This is a genomic window from Citrobacter sp. Cpo071 (genome assembly GCF_030332765.1).
In the GTDB taxonomy this organism is placed as follows: Bacteria; Pseudomonadota; Gammaproteobacteria; order Enterobacterales; family Enterobacteriaceae; genus Citrobacter; species Citrobacter portucalensis.
The window spans coordinates 315,343-331,279 of sequence record NZ_JAOWHE010000084.1 but is presented as its reverse complement, the minus strand read 5'-3'; the positions used below and the strand labels follow the sequence as shown (position 1 = coordinate 331,279).

17 protein-coding genes are annotated in these 15,937 nt (G+C 52.3%); 12 read left to right on the top strand and 5 right to left on the bottom strand.

Going from position 1 to position 15,937, the window contains the following annotated elements:
* Both hcr and OGY09_RS16830 read left to right on the top strand, forming a co-directional pair.
* Entirely contained in the window at positions 1 to 969 is a 969-nt protein-coding gene (hcr, locus tag OGY09_RS16835; protein ID WP_003027256.1) for an NADH oxidoreductase, read from the top strand.
* Positions 970 to 1,147: 178 nt separating this feature from the next.
* Positions 1,148 to 2,761, top strand: a complete 1,614-nt coding sequence (locus tag OGY09_RS16830) for an FAD-NAD(P)-binding protein (protein ID WP_032943954.1) — start codon at positions 1,148 to 1,150, stop codon at positions 2,759 to 2,761.
* Positions 2,762 to 2,835: 74 nt separating this feature from the next.
* Here the strand turns inward: OGY09_RS16830 and OGY09_RS16825 are convergent, their stop codons facing one another.
* Complete coding sequence (locus OGY09_RS16825) at positions 2,836 to 3,270, bottom strand: DoxX family protein (protein ID WP_003834302.1); 435 nt, start codon at positions 3,268 to 3,270, stop codon at positions 2,836 to 2,838.
* 152 nt (positions 3,271 to 3,422) lie between these two features.
* Here OGY09_RS16825 and poxB point away from each other — a divergent pair, with 152 nt between their 5' ends.
* The 4 genes from poxB (at position 3,423) to OGY09_RS16805 (ending at position 8,850) form a co-directional block, all read left to right on the top strand.
* Entirely contained in the window at positions 3,423 to 5,141 is a 1,719-nt protein-coding gene (gene poxB / locus OGY09_RS16820) for a ubiquinone-dependent pyruvate dehydrogenase (protein ID WP_032943955.1), read from the top strand.
* Positions 5,142 to 5,296: 155 nt separating this feature from the next.
* Positions 5,297 to 6,298, top strand: a complete 1,002-nt coding sequence (gene ltaE, locus OGY09_RS16815) for a low-specificity L-threonine aldolase (protein WP_032943957.1) — start codon at positions 5,297 to 5,299, stop codon at positions 6,296 to 6,298.
* 10 nt (positions 6,299 to 6,308) lie between these two features.
* Positions 6,309 to 7,739, top strand: coding sequence for an SDR family oxidoreductase (locus OGY09_RS16810; protein ID WP_032944483.1), 1,431 nt, complete (start codon positions 6,309 to 6,311; stop codon positions 7,737 to 7,739).
* A 97-nt stretch (positions 7,740 to 7,836) separates the two neighbouring features.
* A complete protein-coding gene (locus OGY09_RS16805) occupies positions 7,837 to 8,850 on the top strand; it encodes a 3-beta-hydroxysteroid dehydrogenase (RefSeq protein ID WP_003834312.1) in 1,014 nt (337 codons plus the stop codon).
* 100 nt (positions 8,851 to 8,950) lie between these two features.
* Here OGY09_RS16805 and OGY09_RS16800 read toward each other — a convergent pair whose 3' ends face one another.
* From OGY09_RS16800 to cspG, 4 genes are all read right to left on the bottom strand, one after another.
* On the bottom strand, positions 8,951 to 9,781 hold the full coding sequence (locus OGY09_RS16800; RefSeq protein WP_032943958.1) for an N-acetylmuramoyl-L-alanine amidase: 831 nt from the start codon (positions 9,779 to 9,781) through the stop codon (positions 8,951 to 8,953).
* The gene (locus tag OGY09_RS16795; protein WP_001160725.1) at positions 9,778 to 10,101 is read right to left on the bottom strand and encodes a heavy metal-binding domain-containing protein; all 324 of its coding nucleotides are present in this window, start codon (positions 10,099 to 10,101) and stop codon (positions 9,778 to 9,780) included. Before OGY09_RS16795 ends, OGY09_RS16800 begins: the two co-directional genes overlap by 4 nt.
* Positions 10,102 to 10,305: 204 nt before the next feature.
* Positions 10,306 to 10,494, bottom strand: coding sequence for a cold shock small protein YmcF (gene ymcF, locus OGY09_RS16790; RefSeq protein WP_071692589.1), 189 nt, complete (start codon positions 10,492 to 10,494; stop codon positions 10,306 to 10,308).
* Between the two features lie 10 nt (positions 10,495 to 10,504).
* Positions 10,505 to 10,717 carry a cold shock protein CspG gene (gene cspG / locus OGY09_RS16785; RefSeq protein WP_020996661.1) on the bottom strand — a complete coding sequence of 71 codons (213 nt, stop codon included), beginning with the start codon at positions 10,715 to 10,717 and terminating at the stop codon, positions 10,505 to 10,507.
* Between the two features lie 520 nt (positions 10,718 to 11,237).
* On the opposite strand from cspG, the gene OGY09_RS16780 reads away from it, so the two are divergent.
* From OGY09_RS16780 to artJ, 6 genes are all read left to right on the top strand, one after another.
* Positions 11,238 to 11,753, top strand: coding sequence for a lipoprotein (locus tag OGY09_RS16780; RefSeq protein ID WP_003834409.1), 516 nt, complete (start codon positions 11,238 to 11,240; stop codon positions 11,751 to 11,753).
* Between the two features lie 225 nt (positions 11,754 to 11,978).
* Complete coding sequence (artP, locus tag OGY09_RS16775; RefSeq protein ID WP_003027295.1) at positions 11,979 to 12,707, top strand: arginine ABC transporter ATP-binding protein ArtP; 729 nt, start codon at positions 11,979 to 11,981, stop codon at positions 12,705 to 12,707.
* 16 nt (positions 12,708 to 12,723) lie between these two features.
* Positions 12,724 to 13,455, top strand: coding sequence for an arginine ABC transporter substrate-binding protein ArtI (gene artI / locus OGY09_RS16770; protein ID WP_003027298.1), 732 nt, complete (start codon positions 12,724 to 12,726; stop codon positions 13,453 to 13,455).
* Positions 13,456 to 13,461: 6 nt separating this feature from the next.
* Entirely contained in the window at positions 13,462 to 14,178 is a 717-nt protein-coding gene (gene artQ, locus OGY09_RS16765) for an arginine ABC transporter permease ArtQ (protein ID WP_003027301.1), read from the top strand.
* Complete coding sequence (gene artM, locus OGY09_RS16760; protein ID WP_003840185.1) at positions 14,178 to 14,846, top strand: arginine ABC transporter permease ArtM; 669 nt, start codon at positions 14,178 to 14,180, stop codon at positions 14,844 to 14,846. Before artQ ends, artM begins: the two co-directional genes overlap by 1 nt.
* A 261-nt stretch (positions 14,847 to 15,107) precedes the next feature.
* Positions 15,108 to 15,839: an arginine ABC transporter substrate-binding protein ArtJ gene (artJ, locus tag OGY09_RS16755; protein ID WP_003027308.1), complete on the top strand. Its 732-nt coding sequence runs from the start codon at positions 15,108 to 15,110 to the stop codon at positions 15,837 to 15,839.
* Positions 15,840 to 15,937: the final 98 nt, after the last annotated feature.

Sequence of the window (15,937 nt, the reverse complement as noted above, 5' to 3'; positions counted from 1 at the left end):
ATGACAATGCCAACTCATCAGTGCCCATGGCGGATGCAGGTTCACCACATCCATCAGGAAACGCCGGATGTATGGACAATTTCGTTGCTATGCCACGATTATTATCCTTACCGCGCCGGGCAGTATGCACTGGTCAGCGTACGTAATTCAGCGGATACGCTGCGTGCTTACACCATTTCTTCAACGCCGGGCGTTAGCGAGTACATCACGTTGACCATCCGCCGGATTGACGATGGCGCAGGTTCACAGTGGCTAACCCGCGACGTGAAGCGCGGCGACTATATCTGGCTGTCGGATGCAATGGGTGAGTTCACCTGTGAAGATAAAGCGGAAGACAAGTTCCTGATGCTGGCCGCCGGCTGTGGTGTCACGCCAATCATGTCAATGCGTCGCTGGTTGGCAAAGTACCGCCCACAAGCGGATGTACAGGTAATCTTTAACGTTCGCTCGCCGCAAGATGTCATTTTTGCCGACGAGTGGCGCGAATATCCGGTGACATTAGTTGCTGAAAACAATGCCACAGAAGGTTTTGTTTCCGGCCGACTGACGACCGAACTGCTGAAAAGCGTACCGGATCTGACCTCGCGTACCGTGATGACCTGTGGCCCGGCACCGTATATGGATCTGGTCGAGAAAGAAGTCAAAGCGCTGGGTGTGACGCGCTTCTTTAAAGAGCAGTTCTTCACACCTGTTGCCGAAGCCGCCACCAGTGGCCTGAAGTTTACCAAGCTACAGCCGGCGAAAGAGTTCTACGCGCCAGTGGGCAGTACGCTGCTGGAAGCGCTGGAAAGCAACAAGGTTCCGGTTGTCGCCGCATGCCGTGCAGGTGTTTGCGGCTGCTGCAAAACCAAAGTGGTTGACGGTAACTACACGGTCAGCAGCACTATGACGCTGACCGACGCAGAAATCGCTGAAGGTTATGTGCTGGCTTGTTCCTGTCATCCGCAGGGTGATTTAGTGCTGGCATAATTGGCCGGGATCTGATGTGCAAAAGGCCGCCTGGCTGTACCGGGTGGCCTTTTTTATGCTGTCAGGCGTTGCAAAATTCTGATGTTTTCACTCTCCCCGCAAATTATCGACCACACTTACCCTGCGCAGATTAAACATAATCCCCGACTAGCACGTCGAACTTTCTACAAGGATCCCCATGAAAAAAGTGGCCATTGTCGGCGTCGGTCCCACCGGGATTTATACGTTTCATGCCCTGGTTGAGCGCGGTGAACCGCTGGAAATAGAGCTTTACGAGCAAGCTGAAGAGGCGGGCGTTGGCATGCCTTACAATAGCGACAACAACGCAGACCACATGCTGGCAAATATAGCCAGCATTGAGATCCCGCCGATCTATATCAGTTATCTGACGTGGCTTCAGAATCAAAGTGATGACTATCTGGCCCAGTTTCAGATTGAACGCGCGTCTTTGCATGAGCGGCAATTTTTGCCCCGCGTGATCCTCGGCGACTATTATCGCGATCGTTTTTTAGCCATTGTCGAGAAAGCGCAACAAGCCGGTTTCACGATTCGCGTACATGAATCAAGCGAAGTCACCGACCTGCGAGCAGACCCGAATGGGGTTTCTTTGTGGATCAACCACGCGTCACAGCCCGTTGAGGTGGATTTCGCCGCTATCGCCACTGGTCATCTGTGGCCTGAAACGGATGCTCAGGAACGCAAATTTTTCCCCAGTCCGTGGACCGGTCTGATGGACGCGCAGATTGGTGCTTGCCGGGTAGGGATTCTGGGCACCTCGTTAAGTGCTATCGACGCCGCGATGGCTGTGGCCAGTCAGCATGGCACCTTCACTACCAATACCGACCATTCACTGCAATTCACACCTAAATCCGACAGTCAAAACCTGAAACTAACCCTGATGTCGCGCAGCGGGGTACTGCCTGAAGCGGATTTTTACTGCCCCCTTCCGTATGAATCGCTGAATATCGCGACGCCAGAAGCAATTGAAGATGCCATTGCCCATGGACAAAACGGATTACTGGACCGCATCTTTCAGCTTATGGCGCAACAACTGCAAGACGCGGCGCCAGGCTGGTGCCAACAGGTGGCGCTTGCGACGCTTAACGCCGACACGTTCTCCGAAGTCTATTTCGACGACAGGCTCAGGCATGACCCTTTTGACTGGGCGAGACGTAACCTGGTAGAAGTTGAGCGCAACAAGCAGAAACAACATACCGTCGCCTGGCGCTATACCTTGCTGCGCCTGCACGAGGTTATCGAGGAGATAGTCCCTCATCTTGATACCCACGACGAAAAACGTTTCAAGCGCGGACTGGCGCGGGTATTTATTGATAACTATGCGGCAATCCCGTCAGAGTCAGTTCGCCGACTGCTGGCGCTGCACGAAGCCGGGCTGATTGAGATCCTCGCGCTCGGCACAGATTATGAGCGCATGAATGAACAGGAAATAACGGTAATTTCCCACCACGGTCAGCGCAGCGAATTTGATGTGTTTATTGACGCCCGAGGACAACGGGCATTGCAGAGCAAAGATATCCCGTTCCCAACGCTACGCGATCAACTGCTGGCCTGTGGCGATGAGATCCCGGATATCGGCGAAGATTACACGCTGCAAGCGCCGGAAAACGCCCGCAATCGCATCGCTTTTGGCGGGCTGCCGTGGTTAATGCACGATCGTCCGTTTATTCAGGGACTGGTGGTCAGCGCTGAAATAGGCGCCGCGATGGCAAGGGCATTGACGCAGCGAGCGCTGAGACGTCGGCACAAACTATGGAACAGTGACGACATTTAGATTAGCGACAAATTGAACGACGAGGCGGAGCAATGCTACGCTTTCCCGCCTCGGTATAGACTCTCAGATGGTAACTATCGCCAGGCTGAATTCCCGGCAACGGAGTAACGCCCCGCCCCCAAAAACGCCACGGCCAGCGCGCCGATGAAGAAATAAACCAGACTTTCAATCGCCCATGCACCGGTTTTATCCAGTGTCCAGGTTTCACCCATCCCGACCATCAGCCACGCCACAACCATCGTAAACGCCAGCCCCAACGCCGCCGGACGCGTCAGGATGCCAAGAATAATCAGGCACGGTGCCACGACCTCTCCCAACAGAACGCCATACGCAATAAAGCCTGGGAAACCTTTCGCTATCAACATACCGCTGATGCCATCAATACCCGCAAAGAGTTTATGCAGCCCATGAAACAGCATCAGCCCACCTACGGCAAAGCGTAACAATAACTTGCCAAAATCTTCGTGAGTCAGTACTCGGTTAACTGAATTTAATAGTTTTATAACCATTTGAATTTATTCCTTGTTTCACCATGTCTAAAACAAACTACGCTTAATACAGGTTAAATGAAACCTGCCGGAAATAAGGGGGAAATGAGAAGCATAACTATTATCTTCATCTAAACTTGTAACCGGTATCACATTAGAGGAGAAGGAAAACCATGAAACAAACGGTTGCCGCTTTTATTGCTAAAACACTCGAACAGGCTGGCGTAAAACGCATTTGGGGTGTAACGGGTGACTCGCTAAATGGTCTGAGTGACAGTCTGAATCGTATGGGAACAATTGACTGGATGCCAACCCGTCATGAAGAGGTTGCGGCCTTCGCCGCGGGCGCTGAAGCACAGTTGACGGGCGAACTGGCCGTCTGTGCAGGCTCGTGTGGGCCAGGCAACCTGCACCTGATTAACGGGCTGTTTGATTGTCACCGCAACCACGTCCCGGTACTGGCAATCGCCGCGCATATTCCCTCCAGTGAAATAGGCAGCGGTTATTTTCAGGAGACCCACCCGCAAGAGTTGTTCCGCGAATGTAGCCACTATTGCGAGCTGGTTTCCAGCCCAGAACAGATCCCACAGGTGCTGGCAATTGCCATGCGAAAGGCGGTGCTCAACCGCGGTGTTTCCGTGGTGGTTTTACCCGGTGACGTGGCGCTAAAACCTGCACCTGAAAGCGCCACCACGCACTGGTATCATGCGCCGCTCCCGGTGGTGACTCCACAAGAAGAAGAGCTGAGAAAACTGGCGCAACTGCTGCGCTACTCCAGCAATATCGCCCTGATGTGCGGCAGCGGATGCGCCGGTGCGCATAAAGAACTGGTTGAGTTTGCGGCTAAAATTAAAGCGCCGATTGTTCACGCCCTGCGTGGTAAAGAGCATGTTGAGTACGATAACCCCTATGATGTGGGTATGACCGGGCTGATTGGCTTTTCATCCGGCTTCCATACCATGATGAATGCCGACACGTTGATCCTGCTTGGCACCCAGTTCCCCTATCGCCCGTTCTACCCCACCGACGCCAAAATTATTCAGATTGATATCAATCCGGCGAGCATTGGCGCGCACAGTAAAGTGGATATGGCGCTGGTAGGCGATATTAAATCCACTCTCCGTGCCCTACTGCCTCTGGTGGAAGAGAAAACCGAGCGGCAATTCCTGGACAAAGCGCTGGAGCACTATCGCGAGGCGCGTAAAGGGCTGGATGATTTAGCCAAACCCAGCGATAAAGCCATTCACCCGCAGTATCTGGCGCAGCAGATCAGCCACTTTGCCGCTGACGATGCCATCTTTACCTGCGACGTTGGTACGCCAACGGTGTGGGCAGCACGCTATCTGAAAATGAACGGCAAACGTCGCCTGCTCGGATCGTTTAACCACGGGTCGATGGCGAATGCCATGCCGCAGGCACTCGGCGCACAAGCGACCGAACCAGGACGCCAGGTTGTGGCAATGTGCGGTGACGGCGGCTTTAGCATGCTGATGGGAGACTTTCTGTCGGTTGTCCAAATGAAGCTGCCGGTGAAGATTATTGTCTTCAACAACAGCGTACTGGGATTTGTGGCGATGGAGATGAAGGCTGGCGGTTATCTGACCGACGGCACTGAACTGCACGACACCAACTTCGCGCGGATTGCCGAAGCCTGTGGCATTACAGGCATTCGCGTGGAAAAATCCTCAGAGGTTGATGAAGCGCTACAAAGGGCGATGTCAATTGACGGCCCGGTGCTGGTCGATGTGGTGGTGGCGAAAGAAGAGCTGGCGATCCCGCCGCAGATCAAACTCGAACAGGCCAAAGGTTTTAGCCTGTATATGCTGCGTGCAATCATCAGTGGACGCGGTGATGAAGTGATCGAACTGGCGAAAACGAACTGGCTCAGGTAAAACATCCTTATTAAATCACACACAAAATCATTCATGATGCATCAAGGCGGCTAGCCCGAAAATCCCCAGGAGCATAGGTATACTATGTGACTGGGGTTTAAGGGTGCGGCCAACGCCGAGGCAGCTTGAAGGATGAAGTGTAATAAGGAGACACCATGATTGATTTACGCAGTGATACCGTCACCCGGCCGAGTTGCGCCATGCTGGAAGAGATGATGGCAGCCCCGGTCGGGGATGACGTGTATGGGGACGATCCTACCGTTAACGCCCTCCAGCAGTACGCCGCAGAGCTTTCTGGTAAAGAAGCCGCTATTTTCTTACCTACCGGTACTCAGGCTAACCTGGTGGCGCTGCTCAGCCATTGTCAGCGTGGCGAAGAGTACATTGCCGGTCAGGGCGCGCATAACTATCTCTACGAAGCAGGTGGCGCAGCGGTGCTCGGTAGCATTCAACCGCAACCTATCGACGCCGCACCAGATGGCTCCCTGCCTCTGGACAAAGTAGCTGCGAAAATCAAAGCGGACGATATCCACTTTGCCCGCACCCGCTTGCTCAGCCTGGAAAATACCCACAACGGCAAAGTGCTGCCGCGCGAGTATCTGAAAGACGCCTGGGAATTCACCCGTGAGCGTAATCTTGCCCTGCACGTCGACGGCGCACGTATTTTTAACGCCATCGTCGCCTACGGCTGTGAACTTAAAGATGTCACGCAATACTGTGATTCGTTCACCATTTGCCTCTCCAAAGGCCTCGGTACCCCCGTTGGTTCACTGCTGGTCGGCAGCCACGAGTACATCAAACGCGCTATTCGCTGGCGCAAAATGACCGGCGGCGGAATGCGTCAGGCCGGTATTCTGGCAGCGGCCGGGCTGTATGCGCTGAAAAATAACGTGGCGCGTTTGCAGGAAGATCATGACAACGCCGCCTGGATGGCGGAGCAGCTGCGCGAAGCAGGGGCGGACGTCATGCGCCACGACACCAATATGCTGTTTGTTCGCGTTGGCGAAGAGCACGCTGCCGCGCTGGGCGAGTATATGAAAGCGCAAGGCGTGCTGATTAACGCCTCCCCGATTGTGCGTCTGGTGATGCACCTGGACGTATCACGTGAACAACTTGCTGAAGTCGTCGCCCACTGGCGCGCTTTTTTAACCCAATAAGGAGATGGGCGTGCCGCAACGGATTTTGGTTCTTGGCGCCAGTGGCTACATTGGTCAGCATTTGGTACAGGCGCTCAGTCAGCAAGGGCACCAGGTGTTGGCTGCGGCACGTCGCATTGAACGGCTGGAAAAGCAGCAACTGGCCAATGTCAGTTGCCACAAGGTCGATTTGAATTGGCCAGATAACCTCACCCCGCTGCTGACGGGTGTTGATACGGTTTATTATCTGGTTCATGGTATGGGCGAAGGCGGTGATTTTATCGCCCACGAACGTCAGGTGGCGATGAACGTGCGCGATGCGCTGCGTAATACGCCAGTTAAACAGCTTATTTTCCTGAGCTCATTGCAGGCTCCCCGGCATGAACAATCCGATCATCTGCGTGCGCGACAGATAACCGCAGACACCCTGCGCGAGTCAGGCGTGCCAATGACGGAATTGCGCGCGGGCATTATCGTGGGGGCTGGTTCCGCTGCTTTTGAAGTCATGCGCGATATGGTTTACAACCTACCGGTTCTCACCCCTCCACGCTGGGTACGCTCGCGTACCACACCTATCGCGCTGGAGAATTTAATGTACTATCTGGTGGCATTGTTGGAAAATCCCACACCACATCACCGCGTCCTCGAAGCCGCCGGGCCGCAGGTGTTGAGCTATCAGGAACAGTTCGAGCATTTTATGGTGGTCAGCGGTAAACATCGCCTGCTCATCCCCATCCCCTTTCCTACCCGCTGGATTTCGGTCTGGTTTTTGAACGTCATTACGTCAGTGCCGCCAACCACGGCCAAAGCGCTGATCCAGGGCTTAAAACACGACCTGCTGGCTGATGACACCGAATTACGTGCGCTGATCCCACAAAAACTGATTGCCTTTGATGACGCGGTGCGCAGCACGTTGAAGGAAGAAGAGAAGCTGGTCAACTCCAGCGACTGGGGTTACGACGCACAGGCGTTTGCCCGCTGGCGTCCAGAATATGGCTATTTCGCCAAACAAGCTGGCTTTAGCGTTGAAACCTCTGCCAGCACAAAAGCGCTGTGGCAGGTTGTGAATCGACTCGGCGGCAAAGAAGGCTATTTCTTTGGCAATATTCTATGGAAGACGCGCGCGGCGTTGGACCTGCTGGTCGGCCATAAGCTGGCAAAAGGTCGTCCCGAACACCCACTATTGCAAGTTGGCGACACCGTTGATAGCTGGAAAGTCATCATCGTTGAGCCGGAGAAACAGCTGACGCTGCTGTTTGGGATGAAAGCGCCGGGACTGGGTCGCCTGAGCTTCACACTGGAAGATAAAGGCGATCACCGACGCATTGATGTACGCGCGTGGTGGCATCCGCACGGTATGCCTGGCCTCTTCTACTGGCTGTTGATGATCCCCGCCCACCTGTTCATTTTCAGGGGGATGGCGAAGCGTATAGCCAAACTTGCAGAACAAATCACAGACTAATGATAAAAAGAGCCTGTATTCTTTCATGTTTCCCATTGCATACAGGCGTAATTCACGGAAGAATGCGCACGACGTTTTTTAAACACAGTGGATTGATATGAAGGTACTGGTTACCGGAGCCACCAGCGGCTTGGGCCGAAACGCGGTTGAGTTTTTATGCAGCAAAGGCGTCAGCGTCAGAGCCACCGGTCGCAACGAAGCGATGGGCAAGCTGCTGGAGAAAATGGGCGCAGAATTTGTGCATGCGGATTTGACCGAGCTGGTTTCTTCGCAGGCAAAAGTGATGCTGGCCGGCATTGACACGCTGTGGCACTGCTCCAGTTTCACCTCTCCATGGGGAACTCAGGAAGCTTTTGATCTGGCCAACGTTCGTGCTACCCGCCGTCTGGGCGAGTGGGCCGTAGCCTGGGGCGTACGTAACTTTATTCATATCTCCTCTCCGTCGCTGTATTTTGATTATCACCATCATCGCGATATCAAAGAAGACTTCCGTCCCCATCGCTTCGCCAACGAATTCGCCCGCAGCAAAGCGGCTGGTGAAGAGGTGATTGCGCTGCTCGCCCAGGCCAACCCGCAGACTCGCTTTACTGTCTTGCGCCCACAAAGCTTGTTCGGACCTCACGATAAAGTCTTTATTCCCCGCCTCGCCCATATGATGTACCACTACGGCAGCATCCTGTTGCCGCACGGCGGGAGTGCGCTGGTGGATATGACCTATTACGAGAACGCGGTTCACGCGATGTGGCTGGCGAGTCAGGAAGCCTGCGATAAGCTGCCGTCGGGTCGCGCGTACAATATAACCAACGGTGAACATCGCACCCTGCGCAGTATTGTGCAGAAACTTATCGACGAGCTGAATATTGATTGCCGTATCCGCTCCGTGCCCTACCCGATGCTGGACATGATTGCCCGCAGCATGGAGCGCTTAGGCAATAAATCGGCGAAAGAGCCAAAGCTTACGCATTACGGCGTTTCGAAGCTGAATTTTGACTTTACGTTGGATACCAGCCGCGCCCAGGAAGAGTTAGGTTATCAGCCAGTTGTGACGCTGGATGAAGGGATTGAGCGTACCGCGGCCTGGCTGCGCGACCACGGTAAGCTGCCGCGTTAGGCTGATAGCCTTTGCAGGGTGGCGGCACAAGCGCCACAAAATCCTGCCAAATTAACCGTAGGCCTGATAAGCGAAGCGCCATCAGGCATTGGTGTCTGCGTTAACCCTGCCCGTATTTCTCCAGTAACGCTTCAGCAATCGCCTGCGTTTCAGCGTCCGCCACGCCATTCCACAACGTCGGGCGGAAGTGCATCTGGAACGCCATAATCACCCGCTGCTGTTCACGCGGCGTCATCTCAGGTTTTACCTCATAACCATAGCGTGACAGCAGATCGAGCAATGACGCGGTTTCTACCGGCGTATGGGGCGCTCGTCCAGCGAGATAAAATGCCACACGCTGAGCATCCGGCCATGCGCCAATGCCCTGAGCGGCCAGTGCTTGCCACGGAAACAGCGGACCGGGATCGTCCTTACGCTGCGGCGCAATGTCTGCATGAGCCACCACGTTTTGCGGTTTTATGTCGTAGCGGGCGATGATATCTTTCGCCAATGGGATTAACGCCTGAATCTGCGCGGGCTCAAACGGCGCAAAATACTTGCTGCCCGCTGATTTTTGCCAGCCGCGGTTTTCCAGCTCAATACCAATTGAGGTATCGTTAATACGCGTAGCACCGCGCCAGAAGCTAATCCCCGCATGCCAGGCCAGATCTTTTTCCGGCACCAGTTGCCAGATACGCGGTTTACCATGGTAAAGCGGCGGCACTGCGGGGATCAAATAGTGTGAACTGACGTTTTTATCGGTCAGCGTAGCCAGGGAAGAGTCAAAATCATCGGCCGTGTAATGGATAACCAGTACTTTAATGCGCGGATAAGCAGCCTGGGCCTGACGGCGGGTATCTAACTGATACCCGTCTTTGTCGACAATCCCTTTTTCGCCAGCACATCCCACCAGCAACAGCGTAAATGCCAGCAGACACAACAGACGTTTCATCGGCGAGTTTTCACCGCGGTACCGCTGACGCTCACCATCAGCATGCTACCGTCTTTGCCTACGGTTTCGTAATCGATATCGATACCGACCACCGCATCAGCACCCAGCGCTTTCGCCTGTTCGCCCAGCTCCTGAAAAGCAATTTCACGCGCTTTACGCAGCTCTTTTTCATACGCGCCGGAGCGACCGCCGACAATATCGCGAATACCGGCAAAAAAATCGCGGAAAATATTCGCGCCTAAAATGGCTTCACCGGTAACAACACCGCAGTACTCCACGATGCTCTGTCCTTCCAGCGTAGGGGTTGTCGAAAACTGCATGGTTAATCTCCTTTTTGCACTAAGAGCACAATCTCAAAAGCATTATCAAACCAATACACTATGACACTCAAAGGAAAGCCCGCCAAATAAAACTGCTATCCTTGTTGATGTGTAGCGGTTTCAGGTGGTGCGTTTTTTATTTTTATTTGACTGGCATGCCGCCAGAAATAAAAAAGCCCCCAGATATTTGGGGGCCTGAAGTTATTATTTTCTGAAATCTAATGGCGCCTGGCCGGACTGAATGTACATTGCTACGTTATCAAATGTAATCATTTTTGATTTACAAAAAATACATTTTGCCCCGAATGGGTTTCCTTCAGTAACATCAAAGGTTGATGTTCTGTATTGGGAACCATGGCAACATGGACAGCGAAAGTGAATATGATTAGTAATAATAGTTACCTCAAAGCGCCACAACATTAATTGCGGATGGACCTTTAGGTCCCTGCTCCACACCGAATTCGACTTTCTGGTTTTCATTCAGTGTCTTAAACTCATTACTTTGAATTGCTGAGAAATGGACAAAGACATCTTTGCTGCCATCTGCAGGCGTAATGAAGCCAAAACCTTTTTCAGGATTGAACCATTTAACTAAACCAGTCATTTTAGTAGACATATATTTATTCCTTAATTTGAGCCTTTCGGCAAGCTTGGTTTTTATGACAGAAACTTCGTAGTGCTTAATGAAGAGACTCAAAGAGGGGATAAACGGATTACACCTGAAAATGAGAACTGCTTGAGTAAACTACTTTGTATATCGTCTGTTATTCAAACCGACCGGATCATTAACGCACGGGCACCGAGATTAAGCAACTCTTATTTTAGCCATCCGGAGTCCCTTATAGCCAACAGCACGGCATGAATTTTGTTTAGCCAGGCGTAAAGCACGGCAAATGGAACATGCAAATGCTCAGATGGTCTATACAGTATAAGAAGCATGAATGGCCGCCAACGCCCCGTTGCAGGTTGATATACTAAAGCTGAAGCTGGCAACGAGCGCCACCAACATACTTCAGGTGGGGTGTCCGCGAATTTGCTTTAGCAAAAACAATGTGTTAATCGATCATACAATCTTTAGTGAGACCGAATTGTTCATCGTAGAACACAATTAGTAGGAAGCTTATAAGGAAATCATTATGCGCTATTCGAAACTCTCTCTGCTGGTTCCATGTGCACTACTTCTCAGCGCCTGTACGACCGTGACGCCGGTCTATAAAGATAACGGCACGCGTAGTGGTTCATGCATAGAAGGTGGGCCAGACAGCGTGGCTCAACAATTCTATGATTACCGTATTCAGCATCGAAACAATGATATTACCGCCCTTCGTCCGTACCTGAGCGACAATCTGGCTAAACTGCTGACCGATGCCAGCCGTGATAATGCACACCGCGATCTGTTTAACAGCGATCCGTTCTCCAGTCGCGCTACGTTACCAGACAGCGCCAGTGTCGCCAGCGCATCGACTATTCCGAATAGTGATGCACGCAACATTCCACTGCGCGTAGAGCTGAAACAGGGTGACCAAAGCTGGCGTGATGAAGTGCTGATGATCCGTGAAGGTCAGTGCTGGGTCGTTGATGATGTACGCTATCTGGGCGGCAGCGTACACGCGCCAGCCGGGACGCTGCGCCAGTCTGTCGAAAACCGCTAACCGCCCCATTCACCCGCTTAAATCATAACCCCCATAAATTGTCTGGCATTCTGCATAGAATGCCGACATTTATTCTTGCCCACTGGTGGCCCCGCTATTTTGTGCTATGTTTAGAGAAGAATGCGGTTTGCATTTAACTTTTAACGCATAAATATTGCATAACTATTCTGTCAAAGGTAGTATCTGCGGCTTCAATAGCTATCAGACTGCCAGTATCGAGTGTCAATGAGTATTCAATTAAACGGCATTAACTGCTTCTACGGCGCACATCAGGCGCTGTTCGATATCACGCTGGATTGCCCTCAGGGTGAAACACTGGTGTTACTTGGCCCAAGTGGAGCCGGGAAAAGCTCGCTGCTGCGCGTACTCAACCTGCTTGAGATGCCGCGCTCGGGCACGCTCTCTATTGCAGGCAACCGTTTCGACTTCACGAAGACCCCGTCAGATAAAGCCATTCGGGATCTGCGTCAGAACGTGGGCATGGTCTTTCAGCAATATAATCTCTGGCCGCATCTCACGGTTGTGCAGAACCTGATTGAAGCACCCTGCCGCGTACTGGGTCTGACAAAAGAGCAAGCGATGGCGCGCGCCGAGAAACTGCTGGAACGTCTGCGCCTCAAGCCTTACAGCGATCGTTACCCATTACATCTTTCCGGTGGCCAGCAACAGCGTGTGGCCATTGCCCGCGCGTTGATGATGGAGCCGCAGGTACTGCTGTTTGATGAACCGACCGCCGCGCTTGACCCGGAAATTACCGCCCAAATCGTCAGCATCATTCGCGAACTGGCGGAAACCAACATTACTCAGGTGATCGTCACCCACGAAGTGGAAGTTGCACGTAAAACGGCCAGTCGTGTGGTGTATATGGAAAACGGTCATATCGTCGAGTTTGGGGATGCGAGCTGCTTTGCCAACCCGCAAACCGAAGCGTTTAAAAACTATCTTTCTCACTAAGATTCGGGACAATACAATGAAAAAAGTTCTGATTGCCGCGCTAATCGCAGGTTTTAGTCTTTCCGCTACCGCAGCCCAAACCATTCGTTTCGCCACCGAAGCGTCTTATCCTCCGTTTGAATCTATCGATGCGAATAACAAGATCGTAGGTTTTGACGTTGATCTGGCAAACGCGCTGTGTAAAGAGATTGACGCTACTTGTACCTTCACCAATCAGGCCTTCGACAGCCTGATTCCGAGCCTGAAGTTCCGTCGTTTTGACGCGGTAATGGCCGGTATGGACATCACACCTGAGCGTGAAAAACAGGTGCTGTTCACCACCCCTTACTACGACAACTCTGCGCTGTTTGTGGGCCAGCAGGGTAAATACACCAGCATCGACCAGCTGAAAGGTAAAAAAGTCGGCGTTCAAAACGGTACCACGCACCAGAAATTCATCATGGATAAACATCCGGAAGTGACCACTGTGCCGTATGACAGCTACCAGAATGCCAAACTCGATCTGCAAAATGGTCGTATTGACGGCGTCTTTGGTGATACCGCAGTAGTAACCGAGTGGCTGAAAGACAATCCTAAGCTTGCCGCGGTTGGTGACAAAGTGACGGATAAAGATTACTTCGGTACAGGTCTGGGCATCGCGGTACGCCAGGGCAATACCGAGCTGCAGCAGAAATTTAACGCTGCGCTGGAAAAAGTGAAGAAAGATGGGACTTACGAGACCATCTACAACAAATGGTTCCAGAAGTAATATTTGATGAATGAATTTTTTCCTTTAGCAAGCGCCGCCGGGATGACCGTCGGCCTTGCCGTTTGTGCGCTGATCATTGGCCTTGCGCTCGCCATGTTTTTTGCCGTCTGGGAGTCAGTAAAATGGCGCCCGGTGGCATGGGCGGGCTCGGCCCTGGTCACCATCCTGCGCGGTCTGCCAGAAATTCTGGTGGTTCTGTTTATCTATTTCGGCTCCTCACAACTACTGCTGACGCTGGCCGATGGCTTTACGATCAATCTCGGGTTTGTACAAATCCCGGTTCAGATGCAGATCGAAAACTTCGACGTCAGCCCGTTCCTGTGCGGTGTCATTGCACTGTCATTACTGTACGCCGCTTACGCATCACAAACGCTGCGTGGCGCGCTGAAGGCCGTGCCACTCGGACAATGGGAATCAGGTCAGGCGTTGGGTTTGTCTAAAGCCGCGATCTTCTTTCGTCTGGTGATGCCGCAGATGTGGCGTCATGCCTTACCGGGACTGGGTAACCAGTGGCTGGTATTGCTGAAAGATACCGCGCTGGTCAGCCTTATCAGCGTGAACGATCTGATGCTGCAAACGAAAAGTATTGCCACCCGCACCCAGGAGCCGTTTACCTGGTACATTGTGGCGGCCGCTATTTATCTGGTGATTACGCTGGTGAGTCAGTACATTCTCAAACGCATTGACCTGCGCGCGACACGTTTTGAGCGGAGACCAGGCTGATGCTTGAGTATTTACCTGAATTGTTGAAAGGGCTGCATACCAGCCTGACGCTGACGGTCGCCTCCATCGTGGTTGCTCTGGTGCTGGCGCTGATCTTCACCGTCATCCTGACGCTGAAAACGCCGGTGCTGGTGTGGCTGGTTCGCGCTTATATCACGCTGTTTACCGGTACACCGCTGCTGGTGCAAATCTTCCTGATCTACTACGGACCAGGACAGTTTCCGGCATTGCAAGAATATCCGGTACTGTGGCATCTGCTCTCTGAACCCTGGTTATGCGCCTTAATTGCGCTGTCGTTAAACAGTGCGGCCTACACTACGCAACTGTTCTACGGCGCTATCCGTGCAATCCCGGAAGGCCAGTGGCAGTCCTGCGGAGCGTTAGGGATGAGCAAAAAGGATACGCTGGCGATTCTGTTGCCGTACGCCTTTAAACGCGCCCTCTCCTCGTATTCCAACGAAGTGGTGCTGGTATTTAAAAGTACCTCACTGGCTTACACTATCACGCTGATGGAAGTCATGGGCTATAGCCAGCTGCTGTACGGTCGTACTTATGACGTTATGGTCTTCGGTGCGGCAGGTGTGATTTATCTGATCGTCAACGGTTTGCTGACGCTGATGATGCGCTTAATCGAACGTAAAGCGCTGGCGTTTGAACACCGGAATTAAGCATATGCCTGATGGCGCTACGCTTATCAGGCCTACGGTTCATGCACCTTTTGTAGGCCGGATAAGGTGCTAGCACCGCCATCCGGAAAATATGCATAAAGCAAAATAATTAAGACGGACAAGAACCTAAATTGTCCGTCTTTTTTTATACCATAAAAAATATTTAATCATTTTTATTGCATACAAATTCATAAAATGGCATTGTTACCCCACGCCGCAGACACGGTAATAATCATAAGATTGACAGACGGGAGTTCCACCATGAAAAAGTTAGTACTGGCCGCATTACTTGCTACTTTCGCCGCTGGCGCCTCAGCTGCTGATAAAATTAGTTTCGGTGTATCAGCCACGTATCCGCCATTTGAATCACTGGACGCGAGCAATAAAATTGTCGGTTTTGACATCGACCTGGCAACGGCACTGTGCAAACAAATGCAGGCAGAATGTACTTTCACCAATCACGCTTTCGACAGCCTGATCCCCGCGCTGAAATTCAAGAAATATGATGCGGTAATTTCCGGAATGGATATCACACCTGAGCGTAGCAAGCAGGTTGCATTTACTCAGCCTTACTATGCCAACTCCGCGCTGGTGATTGCGAAAAAAGACACCTATAAAACCTTTGCCGACCTGAAAGGTAAGCGCATCGGTATGGAAAACGGCACCACCCATCAGAAATACCTGCAGGACAAACATCCTGAGGTGAAAACCGTGGCCTACGATAGCTATCAGAATGCGATTATCGACCTGAAAAATGGCCGTATTGATGGCGTATTTGGCGATACCGCTGTGGTTAACGAATGGCTGAAAACCAACCCGCAGTTAGGCGTAGCCACTGACAAAGTAACCGATCCGCAATACTTCGGTACTGGCCTTGGCATCGCGGTTCGCCCGGATAACAAAGCCCTGCTGGAAAAACTGAACAGCGCGCTGGCGGCAATCAAAGCTGACGGCACGTACCAGAAAATCAGCGATCAGTGGTTCCCGCAGTAACGTCTGCCCAATCTGAAAAGCCGCGCTCTGCGGCTTTTTTTATCTCTTCGCCTGCGCTTTCAGTCAGTTCTTACGCCATAAACGCTTTCCTGGCATAC